The 14,288-nt window shown below is 66.3% G+C and carries 15 protein-coding genes; 8 read left to right on the forward strand and 7 right to left on the reverse strand.

The features are described from left to right. Positions 1 to 205: 205 nt before the first annotated feature. A complete protein-coding gene (gene lpdA / locus QH195_RS14030; RefSeq protein WP_280435680.1) occupies positions 206 to 1,609 on the reverse strand; it encodes a dihydrolipoyl dehydrogenase in 1,404 nt (467 codons plus the stop codon). 108 nt (positions 1,610 to 1,717) lie between these two features. Between lpdA and QH195_RS14035 the strand changes: the two genes are divergently transcribed. Both QH195_RS14035 and QH195_RS14040 read left to right on the forward strand, forming a co-directional pair. Next, on the forward strand, positions 1,718 to 2,821 hold the full coding sequence (locus QH195_RS14035; RefSeq protein WP_280435681.1) for an AraC family transcriptional regulator: 1,104 nt from the start codon (positions 1,718 to 1,720) through the stop codon (positions 2,819 to 2,821). Between the two features lie 335 nt (positions 2,822 to 3,156). After that, complete coding sequence (locus QH195_RS14040; RefSeq protein ID WP_280435682.1) at positions 3,157 to 4,233, forward strand: NADP-dependent oxidoreductase; 1,077 nt, start codon at positions 3,157 to 3,159, stop codon at positions 4,231 to 4,233. Positions 4,234 to 4,246: 13 nt separating this feature from the next. Here the strand turns inward: QH195_RS14040 and QH195_RS14045 are convergent, their stop codons facing one another. Next, on the reverse strand, positions 4,247 to 4,933 hold the full coding sequence (locus tag QH195_RS14045) for a ZIP family metal transporter (protein ID WP_280423115.1): 687 nt from the start codon (positions 4,931 to 4,933) through the stop codon (positions 4,247 to 4,249). A 245-nt stretch (positions 4,934 to 5,178) separates the two neighbouring features. Here QH195_RS14045 and QH195_RS14050 point away from each other — a divergent pair, with 245 nt between their 5' ends. Both QH195_RS14050 and QH195_RS14055 read left to right on the forward strand, forming a co-directional pair. Further along, a complete protein-coding gene (locus tag QH195_RS14050) occupies positions 5,179 to 5,811 on the forward strand; it encodes a TetR/AcrR family transcriptional regulator (protein ID WP_280423116.1) in 633 nt (210 codons plus the stop codon). A 42-nt stretch (positions 5,812 to 5,853) separates the two neighbouring features. Further along, positions 5,854 to 6,714: an alpha/beta hydrolase family protein gene (locus QH195_RS14055; protein ID WP_280423117.1), complete on the forward strand. Its 861-nt coding sequence runs from the start codon at positions 5,854 to 5,856 to the stop codon at positions 6,712 to 6,714. A gap of 5 nt (positions 6,715 to 6,719) precedes the next feature. On the opposite strand, the gene QH195_RS14060 is transcribed toward QH195_RS14055, so the two are convergent. Next, positions 6,720 to 8,792: a prolyl oligopeptidase family serine peptidase gene (locus tag QH195_RS14060; protein ID WP_280435683.1), complete on the reverse strand. Its 2,073-nt coding sequence runs from the start codon at positions 8,790 to 8,792 to the stop codon at positions 6,720 to 6,722. Positions 8,793 to 8,837: 45 nt separating this feature from the next. After that, complete coding sequence (locus QH195_RS14065; RefSeq protein WP_280423119.1) at positions 8,838 to 9,335, reverse strand: MarR family winged helix-turn-helix transcriptional regulator; 498 nt, start codon at positions 9,333 to 9,335, stop codon at positions 8,838 to 8,840. A gap of 161 nt (positions 9,336 to 9,496) precedes the next feature. Here QH195_RS14065 and QH195_RS14070 point away from each other — a divergent pair, with 161 nt between their 5' ends. Further along, positions 9,497 to 10,456: an SMP-30/gluconolactonase/LRE family protein gene (locus QH195_RS14070; protein WP_280435684.1), complete on the forward strand. Its 960-nt coding sequence runs from the start codon at positions 9,497 to 9,499 to the stop codon at positions 10,454 to 10,456. Positions 10,457 to 10,526: 70 nt separating this feature from the next. Here QH195_RS14070 and QH195_RS14075 read toward each other — a convergent pair whose 3' ends face one another. Then, positions 10,527 to 10,883: a winged helix-turn-helix transcriptional regulator gene (locus tag QH195_RS14075; protein WP_280423121.1), complete on the reverse strand. Its 357-nt coding sequence runs from the start codon at positions 10,881 to 10,883 to the stop codon at positions 10,527 to 10,529. A gap of 141 nt (positions 10,884 to 11,024) precedes the next feature. Here QH195_RS14075 and QH195_RS14080 point away from each other — a divergent pair, with 141 nt between their 5' ends. Next, positions 11,025 to 11,915, forward strand: a complete 891-nt coding sequence (locus QH195_RS14080) for an NAD(P)-dependent oxidoreductase (protein WP_280435685.1) — start codon at positions 11,025 to 11,027, stop codon at positions 11,913 to 11,915. A 115-nt stretch (positions 11,916 to 12,030) separates the two neighbouring features. After that, the gene (locus QH195_RS14085; protein WP_280435686.1) at positions 12,031 to 12,498 is read left to right on the forward strand and encodes an NUDIX hydrolase; all 468 of its coding nucleotides are present in this window, start codon (positions 12,031 to 12,033) and stop codon (positions 12,496 to 12,498) included. 7 nt (positions 12,499 to 12,505) lie between these two features. Here QH195_RS14085 and QH195_RS14090 read toward each other — a convergent pair whose 3' ends face one another. Further along, positions 12,506 to 13,084, reverse strand: a complete 579-nt coding sequence (locus QH195_RS14090) for a pyridoxamine 5'-phosphate oxidase family protein (RefSeq protein WP_280435687.1) — start codon at positions 13,082 to 13,084, stop codon at positions 12,506 to 12,508. A gap of 319 nt (positions 13,085 to 13,403) precedes the next feature. Here QH195_RS14090 and QH195_RS14095 point away from each other — a divergent pair, with 319 nt between their 5' ends. Beyond that, entirely contained in the window at positions 13,404 to 13,763 is a 360-nt protein-coding gene (locus QH195_RS14095) for a hypothetical protein (RefSeq protein WP_280435688.1), read from the forward strand. 107 nt (positions 13,764 to 13,870) lie between these two features. Here QH195_RS14095 and QH195_RS14100 read toward each other — a convergent pair whose 3' ends face one another. Then, entirely contained in the window at positions 13,871 to 14,194 is a 324-nt protein-coding gene (locus tag QH195_RS14100; protein WP_280435689.1) for a DUF4288 domain-containing protein, read from the reverse strand. Between the last annotated feature and the right edge of the window lie 94 nt (positions 14,195 to 14,288).

Raw genomic sequence — 14,288 nt, forward strand, 5'->3', positions numbered from 1 at the left:
GGCCGGCCACATGATCAACTTTTGATCGAATCCCGGGCCGGTTCGGCCCGGAACGACCCCGCGCCGGGGCCCCCCCCCCCGGGGGGTTGTGAAGCCCGGGGGCGCCCTACCCCCGCGGCCCCCCCGCCCCCCGCCCTCACACCCCCCCGGGGGGGGGGCGCCCCGCGCCGGGGGTGTTCCCGGGCCTAAACGGCCCGGGATTCGATCAAAAGTTGATCATGTGGCCGGCCAGGCCGTGGATGGCCTCCTGCAACGCCTCGCTCAGCGTCGGGTGCGTATGCACGTTGCGGGCCAGCTCGTTCACCGTCAGGTCCCACTTCTGGGCCAGGGTGAGTTCCGGCAGCAGTTCGGAGACGTCCGGGCCGATCAGATGTCCGCCGATCAGCTCACCGTATTTGTTGTCCGAGACCAGCTTGACGAAACCGGTGGCATCGCCGAGGCCGTGCGCCTTGCCGTTGGCGGTGAACGGGAAAGTCGCGACCTTCACGTCGTAGCCCTCGTCGCGCGCCTGCTGTTCGGTGAGCCCGAAGCTGGCGACCTGTGGCTGGCAGAAGGTGGCGCGCGGCATCATCCGGTAATCGCCGAGGGTCAGGGTTTCCGCACCGCCGATGGTCTCGGCCGCGACCACACCCTGCGCCTCCGCGACATGCGCGAGCTGCAGTTTCGCGGTGACGTCACCGATGGCGTAGATATGGCCCACATTGGTGCGCATATTGTCGTCGATGGCGATGGCGCCGCGGTCGGTCAGCGCGACCCCGGTGTTCTCCAGGCCGTAGCCCTCGACGCGGGGCGCGAAGCCGACGGCCTGCAGCACCTTGTCGACCGTGACCGTCTCCACCGCACCGGACTTGTTGTCCTTGATCGCCACGGTGACCTTCGAACCGTCGTCGTCGATCGACTGCACGGCCGCACCGGTGGTGATGGTGATCCCCAGCTTCTTGTACGCCTTGGTGATCTCCTTGGACACATCGGCGTCCTCGTTGGGCAGCGCGCGGTCCAGGAACTCCACGATCCGCACGTCCACGCCGTAGTTGCGCAGGACGTAGCCGAACTCCATCCCGATGGCGCCGGCGCCGACGATCAGGATCGAACCGGGCAGATCGCGGGTGAGGATCTGTTCCTCGTAGGTGACCACATTCTGGCTCAGCGACGTCCCCGGCAGCAGTTTGGTGTTGGTGCCGGTGGCGATGATGACGTTGTCGAAGGTGATCGACTCCGTACCGCCCTCGCTCAGCTCCACCGCGATGGTGTTGGGATCGGTGAACGAGCCCTTGCCGTCGTATTCGGTGATCTTGTTCTTCTTCATCAGGAAGTGGACGCCCTTGACCCGGCCGTCCGCGACCTTACGGCTCCGGTCGAACGCCGCCCCGAAATCGAACGACGCCTCCCCCGAGATACCGAAGGTTTTGGCTTCCTTGGTGAAGATATGGGCCAGCTCCGCATTGCGCAGCAGCGCCTTGGACGGGATGCAGCCCACGTTCAGGCATACGCCACCCCAGTATTTCTGCTCGACGATCGCTGTTCGCAGGCCGAGTTGAGCGGCGCGGATCGCGGCGACGTAACCGCCGGGACCAGCACCGAGAACGACGACATCGTAGTGGGAAGTCACGGTGTCGAGCCTAACTCTCTCCCCGTGGCCGGGCCCACCCCACCCGTCCCCGCCGGTGAACCGGATCACCGCCGCCGGTCCGCCGCTCCTGGGGCTACGTTGATATCCGTGGTGACCGCTCGACCTCCCGCCGCCGGATCGACCGGCGCGCCCTTTCCGGGCGGGCCCCAGCGGGCCGCCGCCCTCGCGACCGATCCGGCGCCCGCGGTCATGGATCCACTCGCCGGAACCGCCTCGACCCAGCTGGTCCGGCTGGTCCGCGATGCCGCCCTGCGGGCGGGCGCCGCCCTCGACCGGGTAAGCGCGATCCACGGCGTGGACGATCGCGAGCTGCGCGGTGAGCTCGACCGGATTCCGCTGCGCTCGCTGGTCGAACTGTGGCAGTTGCTCGCGGGCACCGGTCCGGGCGCCGGGCTGGCGGTGGTCGCCGATGCCCCCTTGGGCAGGCTCAGTACCTGGGATTATCTCGTAACAACCGGGGCAACACTGGCCGATTCCCTGATCGCCGCGCAGCCGTATCACCGGCTGGTCACCGCCGCTGCCGAGGGGTTCGATCTGTATCACGACGACGAACTGACCATCGGCTATCGCACCACCGCCGGCGATCCGGCGGTTTCGTCGGTGATCAACGAGTACGTCCTGGCCTATTACCTGCGGCGGGCCCGGGAGGCACTCGGCCGGCCGGTCGTTCCGGTCCGGGTCACTTTCAGCCATCCCGCCCCGCGCGAACATCATGTCCTGACCGAAGGTTTCGGTACCGGCCGGATCGACTTCGACGCACCCACCGACACCATCACCTTCGCGGGTGCAGACGCCGAGGCCCCGCTGCAGCGAGCCGATCCCGGGCTCGCCGAGCTGCTGCGCAGTCACGCGGATCTGGTTCTCGCCTCGGCACGTCCGATTCCCGGGCCGCTGGAGGAATTCCGCACCGCACTCGCCGCCGCGATCGACACCGGCGATCCCACCCTGAGCACAGTCGCTGCCCGATTGGCGATGAGCCCACGCAGCCTGCAACGACGCCTCGCCGAACACGACACCACCTGGCGTCACGAACTCGACCTGCTCCGCTACCGGCGGGCCGAAGAACTGCTGAACGCCGGATCGACGACAGCCACGGTGGCTGCCCGGCTCGGCTTCACCGATGACCGCGCCCTGCGCAAAGCCTTTCACCGCTGGCGCGGATCGCCCCCGAGCGCACTGCGGAATCGCTGATCGGCTCGGGTATCGGCGGTCCGGTCGACAGCACCGGACGTCGGCGGCAGAAACCGGCAGGTGAGCCGTGTATCGACGGCAACGAGCGGCAGTCACAGCAGTCGAGAACGCCACTGTCCCGCCGCCGGTGTCCGCGGCGGGACAGTGGGCGAACAGCGCGATCGGCGACGCCCGCCCCGACGGTGGCGTAGGCACGGTCACTGCAAGGCACAGGACCTCGAGTTGTCGCGTTTGGACCGGTAAGCGGTATGCGCGGACCTGGGTCGCGCGCCGATACCGCCATAGCGTTGTTCGTATCCGGACGAACCGTCCGCCGAACGAGAACAGGCAGAACCATGCAGACAGATACCCAGAGCCGGTCCACCCGCGAATTCGCCGGGGTATCCGGCGAGCAGGTACCGCCGGGGCTTCCCACCACCACGCGCGAGATCCGTTTGGCCGCAAGGCCGGTGGGGGCGCCGACGACAGCGAACTTCGACCTGGTCACGACCTCGATTCCGGAACTCGCGGACGGCCAGATCCTGGTCCGCAACACTTGGATGTCGGTCGACCCGTATATGCGCGGCCGGATGGACGACAAGCCCTCCTACATCGCACCGTTCCAACTGGGGCGGGCACTGGAAGGCTCGGCGACGGGCGAGGTGATCGCCTCCCGTTCCGCCGATATCCCGGTCGGCACGAGCGTCACCCATTTCGCCGGCTGGCGCGAGCACGCGTTGCTCGACGCCGCGCAGGCCACGCCGATCGATCCGGCGCTCGCCGCACCGCACCATTTCCTCGGCGCTCTCGGCACCACCGGGCTCACCGCCTACGCCGCGCTCACCGACGTGGCGCCGGTCGAACCGGGTGACACTGTTTTCATCTCGGCGGCGGCCGGTGCCGTCGGTAGTGTCGCCGGGCAGATCGCGCGCGTGCTCGGCGCCGGCCGGGTGATCGGTTCCGCGGGCGGCCCGGCCAAGACCGAACTACTGACCACGGAGTTCGGTTTCGACGCCGCGATCGACTACCGGGCGGGCGATCTGCCCGGCCGGTTGGCGGCGGCCGCGCCGGACGGTATCGATGTATATCTCGACAGCGTCGGCGGCGATCATCTGCGGGCGGCAGTCGAGGCCATGCGCCCACGCGGGCGCGTCGCACTGGTCGGCGCCATCAGCGGCTACAACGGCGGTTCGGCCGAGCCGGGCCCGGATCTGTACCTCGCCGCCACCAGGGAGGTCACCCTGCGCGGCATGCTGGTGAACAGCTATTTCCCACTCTTCGGGGAGTACATCGCCAAGGCGTCCGGCTGGCTGGCCGACGGCACCCTGCGGACCAGGGAAACCGTCTACGACGGTCTCGAACAAGCTCCGGCCGCGTTCCTCGGTGTCCTCACCGGCGCCAATTCGGGCAAGATGCTGGTCCGCCTCTACTGAGGCGTACCGGGTTTCAGCCGAGGAGGAAAGCGACCAGAAAACCCGCCGCGGTCGCGATACCGACCCACCAGCCGCCCTCGCGATAGGCCTCCGGCATGAGTGAATCGGCCAGTACCGCGACCGTGGCGCCACCGGCGAAGGCCTGGACCGTACTGATGGGGGTCGCACCGAGGTGCTCGGAGAGCAGCTGCCCGGCCACGGTGACCACAACGAGCGCCGACCCCGTCAATACCCACAGACCGAACACTTTGCCGGTGGCAACATCGCGTTCCCGGCGCAGCAGTGCGGATCCGCCGATCGCCTCCGGCACATTGCCCACCGCGATGGCGACCAGCAGCGCCAACCCAGCACCGGGCCCGAGCGTGACCCCCAGCGCCGTGTTCTCCGGAACGCCGTCGAGAACGGTACCGAGCATGAGGGCCCAGCCGACGGCCGCACCGCCGCCCCGTCGTTCGAGGAATCGGTTGGCCACCACGTAGACGGCCGCGCCCAGGAACAGTGCGGTGCCGGCAGTGAAGGCGCCGGCCTGGAGGAAAGCGGGTTCGAACAACTCGTTGGAGACCGCGGCGATCATGGTGCCCGCACCGAAGGCCATCAGTGAGGCGAGCAATGGTTTGGGCAATGTGGTGCGCAGCCCGATCGCCGCACCGATCACCAATGGAATTGCCGTACCGAGGCCATACAACAGCGCGGTTCCCATAGTGGCGACACTATGTGTTTCCCGGTAATTACCTCGACTCCACGCGGCCACCGATAATTATTCTATTATTTCCCTCTAAAATAGGCCGGCCGCGGAACGACCGGGTAATGTCCGGTTTGGCGGTTTCACCGGCGACCATGCCTGCGAGCAGCCAACTTTCGGCAAACCCGCGGGCACCTGCCGGTACGCTGCGAAAGGCCCGATCGATGACGAGGGGATCGGGCTTTTCGGTATTGTTCTGCGCGATGTCACAGGAAGCGAATTCGGGACGAAGGTATGCCGGCCAACCCGTAGAAGATCGGCAACGCGAGCGACGCGCACGTTTTCTCGAATCCGGCCTGACGGTTTTTGCCCGCGATGGGTACGCCAATAGCTCGGTCGGTGCGATTTGCAAAGACGCGGGGTTGTCCTCGCGTCAGTTCTACGAGGAGTTCACCGGCCGCGAATCCTTACTTCTCGAACTCTTCGCACTCATCGACCGCGAATCCCGGTCGGCGGTTCTGGCGTCGCTGGACCACAGCGCCGAGCAGAGCTCGATCCAACAGATCGACGCGGCCGTCCGCGCGTACGTGCATTCCATCGGATCCGATATGCGGCGAGCCCGGGTGGTCCTGGTCGAGGTGGTCGGCGCGGGCGCCAAAGTGGAGAAGATGCGCACGGAATCGCGCCGCGCCTGGAGTGCCGTACTGGCGCGCGCCGCCGAGGACGCCGCGCTGCACGGCGAGATCCCGACCGGCGACTACGACATGCGCATGCTCGCCATCATCGGCGCCGTCAACTACGTGGTCGAGGAGTGGAGCGGAACCGAACCCCAGCGGCCGCTCGACGAGGTCATCCGGGTATTGAGCCGCATCATCATCGGCGCCATCCGGGCCTGACGGGCAACCCGGCGGCCGAGCGCGTCGATTAGCGTTGACGCCGTGGAAACCGTTGCCATCCAGATGCCGGACGGTAGCACCGTCCCGGTGCGGCTGATCCCCGCCACCGGACCGCACCGGCATCCGATCACCCTCGACCGGCCGCGCCCTGTGCTCGTGCTGATCCCCGGGCTCGGCGTACCCGGGGAGTACTACCTGTACTTCGCCCGGGAACTCGCCCGCCGCGGGGTCGATGTGGCGGTCGGCGAACTGCGCGGTAACGGTGACAGCACGCCGAAACCGAGCGCGGCCAGCTCCTACGGCTACCACGAACTGGCCGCGGTCGATTTTCCGGCGATCTTCGAAGCGGTTCGCACCCGGTTCCCGGACAGCACCCCCTATCTGCTCGGCCACAGTATGGGCGGACATCTCTCGGTGCTCTACGCGGCACGGATCCGGGGCCGGCTCGGCGGGCTGGTACTCGTCGCCTCCGGCACCCCGTACTACCGCGGATTCCGCGGCCTCCTGGGCCCGGGATTGCTGCTCGGCACCGCCGCGGTCTCGCTCACCGCGAACCTCGCCGGTGTCTGGCCCGGTGACAAACTCGGCCCCAACGGGTTCGGCCGCCAATCGAAGGTGCTGATCTCGGACTGGGCACGGCTGGCCCGCACCGGCCGGTTCACCCCGGCCGGTGCCGATATCGACTACGAGGAGCGGATCGCCAGGCTGAAACTACCGGTCCTGTCGATCACCATCACCGGCGACGAACTCACTCCGCCGGCCTCGGCCCGCCACCTGCTGGAAAAACTGCCCGCCGCCGAAAAAACCAGCTGGCACGAACCGCGGCGGCTCGGCCACAACGGCTGGATCTCCGACCCGGCACCGGTGGTGGACCGGATCGAAAAATGGCTGCACGACCGCTGAGGCGGCTATTTCGCGGTACGGCCCTCGATCAGCATCTGGGTGAAGAATTCGTAGATCAGCGCCGCCTGGAACGCCGACTGTTTGTTGTCCGCGGCGCCGCCGTGCCCACCCTCGATGTTCTCGTGATACCACACGCGGTGTCCCTGCTCCTCAAGGAGCGCCGCCATTTTCCGCGCATGCCCGGGATGCACGCGGTCGTCGCGAGTGGAGGTGGTGAGCAGAATCGGCGGATACGTCGCGCCCACACCGCTTTCCATCGCCCGCTGATACGGCGAATAGCGGCTGATGTACTCCCATTCCGCCGGTATATCGGGGTCACCGTATTCCGCGACCCACGACGCCCCGGCCAGCAACAGGTGATACCGGCGCATATCGAGTAGCGGAACCTGACAGACGATGGCACCGAACAATTCCGGATACCGGGTGAGCATCACACCCATCAGCAAACCGCCGTTGCTGCCGCCCACCGCGCCCAATTGCGGTGCGGTGGTGATTCCCCGCTCCACCAGGTCCCGCGCGATCGCCGAGAAATCCTCGTATACCTTGTGCCGGTCCGCTTTCTGCACCGAGGTATGCCATTCGGGCCCGTATTCCCCGCCACCGCGAATATTCGTCATCACCCACGTGCCGCCCTGTTCCAGCCAGCCCATACCGGACGCCCCGCTGTATCCGGGGGTGCGGGAAACCTCGAATCCGCCATAACCGGACATCACAGTCGGCGCGGGCCGGCCGCGATTATCGCGATGCCGGACCACGAAGTACGGGATCATGGTGCCGTCGTCGGAGCGGGCGAAGAACTGTTCGGTGCCGATCCCGGTGGCGTCGAAGAAGGCAGGTGCCTGTTTCAGCTCGGTGGCCGGCGCGCCGACCACACCCGACAGCAACGTCGTCGGTGTGGTGAAACCGCTTGTCATCAGCATGTAGTCGTCACCGCCCTCGAGCGGGTCGAGATTCATGATGCTCGTGGTGGCCATGGCCGGGGTATCGGCGAGCGGAACGCTGCGCCAGCCGCCGGCGTCCGGGGTGAGGACATACAGTTTGGTCTGCACATCTTCCAGGGTCACCAGCAGCAGATGGTTCTCGGTCCATCCGTACCCGTGCAGCGCGGTATGCGCATCCGGTTCGAACAGCACCTCGAACTCGCGTTCGCCGGAAAGGAACCGGTCGAAACCGGTCACGATCAGTGATCCGGCGGTGTACACCCGTCCACCGGTCTCCCACGGCGATTTCAACCGCACCAGCAGCCAATCCTTGTACCAGGATTCGTCGGCGTCGGACGGTGTTTCGAGACGAACCCGGGAACCGTCGGCCTGCAGCAGGTACACGTCCTCGTTGTAGAAATCGGTCGCCTGCCCGACATAGTGGCGTTCGTAACCGGGTGTGCGATCGTAACCGGCGCTGATCGCGACATCCGTCGCTGCGCCCTCGAATACCGTCTCCGCGGTTTCGAGTGCGGTTCCGCGGCGCCAGCGTTTCGCGATCCGCGGATAGCCGGAATCGGTGAGCGACCCGGGACCGAAATCCGTTCCCACATACACCGTGTCGATATCGATCCAGCTCAGCCGGGATTTGGCCTCCGGCAGGAAGAACCCGCCGGCCTCGGGCGCGACGAATTCCCGGGACTCGAGATCGAATTCGCGCACGACCTTGGCATCGGCACCGCCCCGGGAAAGACTTATCAGAGCGCGGGATTGCTCCGGCCGCAGCACTCCGGCCCCGCCCCATACCCAGTTCTCGTCCTCGGCCGCCGCGACCGCGTCGAGATCGATGAGGACATCCCATTCCGGCTCCGGTTTCCGGTACTCGGCGAAAGTGGTCCGCCGCCACAGTCCCCGCGGATGCTGCGCATCACGCCAGAAGTTGTACAGCCATTCCCCGCGCCGGCCCGGAAACGCGATCTTGGCATCGGTATCGAGCATGTCCAGGATTCGCCGCTGCAGCACATCGAAGCGGTCGTCCGCGGCGAACCGCTGCATGACCACTTCGTTGTGCGCCCGCGCGAAGTCCAGCGACCGCTCGCCGGTGACCTCTTCGAGCCAGAGATAGGGGTCGGCTGCGCTGTCCGGTGCATCGCTCATCCGACCATTCTCGCCCAGCAGGCCGACGCGTGGTGGCGACGGTCGCTACTTCTGCCGCGGCCTGCCCGGCGGATCGGCCGGGGTGTCGAAGCGGGCCGGTACTTCCGCCCGGGCGGTATCGAACAGGTCGGCGCAGCGGGTGAGCAGCCGGAACAATGTTTCTCGTTCGGAATCGGTGAACCCGTCACCGACGGACCGCTCCACGGCGATCGCGCGCGCATCGGCATCGTGCATCACCGATTCCCCTTTTTCGGTGAGCCGGGTTTCCAGCACATTCCGGTGCCAGGGATGCGGGGTGCGCTCGATCAGCCCGCGATCGACCAGGTTGGTGAGCACGGTGTTCATGGTGGGCGGCGTCACCCCGCACAGCCGGGCCAGCGCCGCGGCGGAGATTCCCGGGTTCTCGGTGAGAAACAGCAGCGCAGCGTACTGCGCCTCGGTGACCCCGGCCGGTTTCAGCACGGCGAGTTTGGCTGCGGTGCGCGCTTGTTCCGCGCGTTTCACGTACGAACCGATGCGCTCACCGGCGGGCATGGAGGTCATGCAGGCATGGTATCCAGCCTTTCCTCAATTAGAGTCTTGACGATGATTAGAGCGCTAATATATCTTCGTGTACGCACTTCGATCTACTCGCTACCGAAAATTCCCGGAAGGCCGGACCGCCCATGTTCCGTTCATCGAGTATCCGCTGGTCAACCGCACTCTTGGCAGCTGCTGCCGGCCTCACCCTCGCCGGGTGCGGGGACACAGCCCCGGCCGCCGCACCACCCCGAGTCGAGACGGCATTCGAACTTCCCGGCGACCGCGTCTATCCGGAAGGCATCGCCCTGGACGAACGGACCGGCGATATCTATGTCGGCTCCTTCGCCGACGGCACCGTCTACCGAGCATCCCCCGGCACTTCGCGCGCCGAGGTCTTCCTGCCCGCGGGCGCCGACGGCCGCCGAACGGCCAACGGGTTACGCGTAGATCCCGACGGCCGGCTCTGGGTGATCGACTCCACCACCGGCGTCACCGTCTACGACCTCACCTCCCGCGCCCTGCTGGCCCGCTTCGACGCAGTGGGTCCGGCAGACCGATTCCTCAACGACATCGCTCTCACCCCCGACGGCACGGCCTATCTCACCGACAGCCGTCGCGCGGTCGTCTACCGGATCACCCCCGACGCCTTCAACCGCACTGCCACCACCGGCGGCCACGGCGAACTCACCGAATCCTTCGATCTGAGCCCATCCCTGGAACCCCACGACCCCGGCGCTTACACCCTCAACGGCATAGTCGCCGACCCCACCGGCTCCTACCTGCTCACAGTCGACTCCACCGGCGGCGACCTCTACCGAATCGACCTCACCACCACGACAATCAGCAAAGTAACCCTCGACGGCGGCGACCTCATCCTCGGCGACGGCCTCGACCTCCACGCCGGCATCCTCCGCGTCGCCCACAACACCGAGAACACCCTCACCCGCTGGCAGTTGTCGTCCGAAGGCACCACCGCGACTCGCACCGGACGCCACCACGACGACACCCTCGGCACCCCGACCACCCTGGTCCACGGACCGAAGTCAACCCTGGTCGTCGCCTCGCAATTCGACAAAGGCGGCCCACTCGGGCAGGGCAGCCCCACCATCCCGTTCCGGGTAGCCGCAGTATCCGGATTCTGAAACGCGGCCGGGTTGTCGATCTCGACGAACCGGCGTTCGAGCCGACAGCCGGGGTCGGCCGCGCCGTCGATCACGCAGGGACGTGCACCCGCTCGGCATCGATCCGGGCGATACGTTCGACCCCCCAGCGCCCGAGCGGTTCCAGCGCCGCGTTCAGCGCCGTCCCGTCGGCGGTCAACGAGTACTCGACCCGCGGCGGCACCTCCCGATACACCTCGCGGTGCACAATGCCGTCCTCGGCCAGCTCCCGCAGTTGCTGGATGAGCATTTTCTCGGAGATCCCGGGCAGCCCGCGTTTGAGCTCACCGAACCGCCGGACACCTTTCTCGTGCAGCTCCCACAGAATCAGCGATTTCCATTTGCCGCCGACAACGTCCATCGCGGCGTCGATACCGCAGAAGTACGGACCGCATCGCTTATCGCTCATCGTTCGACCTCACTACCTGAATACATACCATTCGGTTAGTACCCGACCAGAAAGTAGGTACTTGCCAGGACAACAGTACCGGGGGACGCTCGGACCACACACGACGTGCCACATCAGTGGACCGAGAAGGAGTTACCCGCAATGGCACAACCCGTACAGACCCCCGTCACCGTGCTGGGACTCGGCGCGATGGGCAGCGCCCTCGCAGCCGCTTTCCTGAAAACCGGCCACCCCACAACCGTCTGGAACCGAACCCCCGGTAAGGACGCCGAGCTGATAGCGGCCGGCGCCCGCGGCGCAGAGTCGGTCGAAACAGCCGTCGCCGCCGGGGATCTGGTCATCGCCTGCCTGTTCGACCATGCATCGGTCCACGAAACCCTCGATCCCGTGACCGGAACACTGGCGGGTCGCGACCTGGTGAACCTCACCAGCACCGAACCCGCCGACGCCCGCGAACTTGCCGATTGGGCTGCCCGGCACGGGATTTCGTTTCTCGACGGGGGCATCATGGCCACCCCGCCCATGATCGGTCAGCCCGGCTCCGCATTGCTGTACAGCGGGTCCACCGAGGTATTCGACCGGCACCGGCCGGTTCTCGAACTGCTGGGCTCCGCAGAGTATTTCGGCACCGAACCGGGCAAGGCTTCACTCGTCGATTTCGCGATGCTGTCCGGGATGTATGTGATGTTTTCCGGCTTCTATCACGGCGCCGCGATGGTGCGCTCCGCCGGTATGTCCGCAACCGAATTCGGCCGGCGCGCCGAAGCCTGGCTGGGCGCCGTCCTCTCGTCCCTGCCCGCCGCAGGCGCACAGATCGACAGCGGTGACTACTCGGTGCCGTTCCAGAGCCTGAATTTCACCAAAGCAGCCGTCGACGCCATCGTTTCCGCCAGTCGCGACGCCGGGGTGGACCTGGACATCATCGGTCCCGTGAAAAACCTCGTCGACCGCCAGGTCGCTGCAGGCTTCGGCCACGAAAGCTCCGAGCGGATGTTCGAAAGCCTGCATCCACCGGCCCGAACCGCCGGGTAATCCGCGCCGCTGCGCCCCGCCGATCCGGCAGTCCGGGACCCTGCGCACATTGATCCGACGGAGTGGTACGCCAGGCACTCCAGGCAGCGCCGCGAGTACGCGGTAACTTCCGGAGATGAGCTTCCGGCTGGCCGCATACGCAGTTTGCCTCGAGGAGGGACGCGTACTCCTCGCCCGTCACATGCCACAGAGCGGGGAGTTCGTCTGGACTCTTCCCGGTGGCAGAGTGGAACACGCCGAGGATCCGTTCGACACGGTGACCCGCGAACTCACGGAGGAAACCGGCTGCCACGGCATCGTCGAACGCCTACTCGGCGTGGACTCGAGGGTCATCCCAGCAGCCGTCGCGCGCTCCGGAGCCGAACACCAGAACGTGGGTATCTTCTACGGCGTCCGCATCACCGGCGGTGAACTCCGGCCCGAACCCGATGGGCAGACCGCCGAATCCATCTGGACACCGATTACGGATGTCGCCCACCTCCGCCGCTCATCACTCGTCGACACCGGCCTCATCCTCGCTCGGACTCTTCCGGCCACCGGCCACGTCGATCCCGTCCGGATCGGCGGCCTGATACAACACTGAGCAGCGGCTACGGCCCGGCCACCGGCGGCAGCGGATGCCCGGGATCCAACGCGGGCAGGCCGTCGATGCTGTGCCCGTTGTCGCCGGAGATCCGCCCGGCGTACTTCTCGGCCGGCTGCCGGGCGTGATGGGCGTCGAGCACCGGGCGTTCACCGACGAGGTCGTAGTAGGGCACCGAATACCCACACGAGTCCGCAATACGATCCACCGCGATCACGATGGCCATCCGGACACCCGGATGATCACTCCCGAAATGCTGCCGGAGACTGTCGAACTCCGCCTCGTCGGGCCGGACGATCCGTCCGGTACCGAACAGGCGCAGAATTCGCGAGTTCCGGGTGAACGAGCAGAACATGATGGTGATCCGCCCGTTGTCCCGCAGGTGCGCGATGGTCTCCACCCCGCTGCCGAACAGATCGAGATAGGCCACGGTGTGCTCGTCGAGGACGGCAAAGGTGTCACGGTATCCCTTGGGGGACAGGTTCACCCGCCCGCCGTCGGACGGTGCGGTCGCGACGAAGAACATCGCCTGCTTTCCGATGAACTCCCGCAACGACTCATCGATATGCGAAAACACTTTGGCCACCGCGCTCGCCCTTCCCTCGTCCTCCCGATCCGGACTCGCCCGAGCCTAACCACACAACTCAGCATCTGCTGTTACCCCGGTCTCCACCCCGGACGGCTCCTTCCGGCGCAGAAGCCGAAGCGCCGATGCGATGGAGTCGGCGGCGGGTACCGATACCAGCCGGGCCCAGGAAATCCGGTCTCCGGGTTCATCCCCTGAATCTCTCACTCAGAACGGATCCACAGTCGCCCTGTGATGCAATCAACGGGAGGAGCGCGGAAGAACCGGACGGCCAACTCGCTGTCAGGGCCGTGTTCGGGACGAAAAAAAGGGGGAAGGCATGCGTCCGCTCATTGTGGCGCTCATATTCGCATTGATTTTCTTCACCAGCTGCTACCTGGCGGCGAAAGGCTACCGCGGCGTGGCGACGAGCAGGTCCGAAGGCTACGGCGAGTACCTGCCGGACCATATGCTGACCGACCCCGCGTGCAGGAAGGAGATGAACCGGATGGTCTTCCGATGGGCGAGTTCCGCTGCTGTTCTCTGCCTACCGCCTATCGGGTTCCTCGTCTACATACTGGCCGATCCGGAGCGACAGTTGCATCTGCCGGTCCTGATCCTGCTGGCGCTGTACGGACTGGCAGTGACGTCCATCGCCGGGTACCCCGTGGAGAAAATGAAGAGCTACCGCACCGGGTGATCCAGGTGCCCGTCGCACGTCGGCGCTACACCGCCTCCATCGAGCCGGTTGCACGACCGTCACGAGGATGTCCGCCAGGCAGCTCGCACTACCGTGGAAAATCTGAGTCAGTCGCCGAGCAAAGGCTCCATCTTCGAGTAAGCGGCGAAATCACGGAAGTGGCGTGCGTACAGGTCGCAATCCTCGGACAGATCATCGACCAGTGCTGATGCGACGTCGACGATCTCCTTCGGCGAGACGGTGATGTTGTTGCCCGCTTCGTTCTTGTACGTCCCCGCCTCGCTTCGAAAACGCGCCGCCGTAACCGCCCGCGCCTCTTCCTCGGATTCCGCGTAGATGAGGGATACGTCTTCCCGGTACAGCGGCTGGTACCCCTCGGCGTCCGAGGAGAACTCGTACAACGTGATGGCGATAAACGGTTGTCGGCCCACTGATACTCCCTAACACGCTTGTGAACTAACGGTGTCCAGGATCCCTCGACAACCGTCCGGACACAGCCGCAGAACGAACCGCGGGGGGGGGGGG

The organism is Nocardia carnea (assembly GCF_029868855.1).
Classification (GTDB): Bacteria; Actinomycetota; Actinomycetes; order Mycobacteriales; family Mycobacteriaceae; genus Nocardia; species Nocardia carnea_A.

Bases quoted from the DNA above. Each gene is read 5' to 3' on its own strand.
- QH195_RS14040 (WP_280435682.1), top strand. From the start codon at position 3,157: ATGCAGACAGATACCCAGAGCCGGTCCACCCGCGAATTCGCCGGGGTA.
- QH195_RS14095 (WP_280435688.1), top strand. From the start codon at position 13,404: ATGCGTCCGCTCATTGTGGCGCTCATATTCGCATTGATTTTCTTCACC.
- QH195_RS14045 (WP_280423115.1), bottom strand. From the start codon at position 4,933: ATGGGAACCGCGCTGTTGTATGGCCTCGGTACGGCAATTCCATTGGTG.
- QH195_RS14080 (WP_280435685.1), top strand. From the start codon at position 11,025: ATGGCACAACCCGTACAGACCCCCGTCACCGTGCTGGGACTCGGCGCG.
- QH195_RS14085 (WP_280435686.1), top strand. From the start codon at position 12,031: ATGAGCTTCCGGCTGGCCGCATACGCAGTTTGCCTCGAGGAGGGACGC.
- QH195_RS14065 (WP_280423119.1), bottom strand. From the start codon at position 9,335: ATGACCTCCATGCCCGCCGGTGAGCGCATCGGTTCGTACGTGAAACGC.
- QH195_RS14075 (WP_280423121.1), bottom strand. From the start codon at position 10,883: ATGAGCGATAAGCGATGCGGTCCGTACTTCTGCGGTATCGACGCCGCG.
- QH195_RS14060 (WP_280435683.1), bottom strand. From the start codon at position 8,792: ATGAGCGATGCACCGGACAGCGCAGCCGACCCCTATCTCTGGCTCGAA.
- QH195_RS14050 (WP_280423116.1), top strand. From the start codon at position 5,179: ATGTCACAGGAAGCGAATTCGGGACGAAGGTATGCCGGCCAACCCGTA.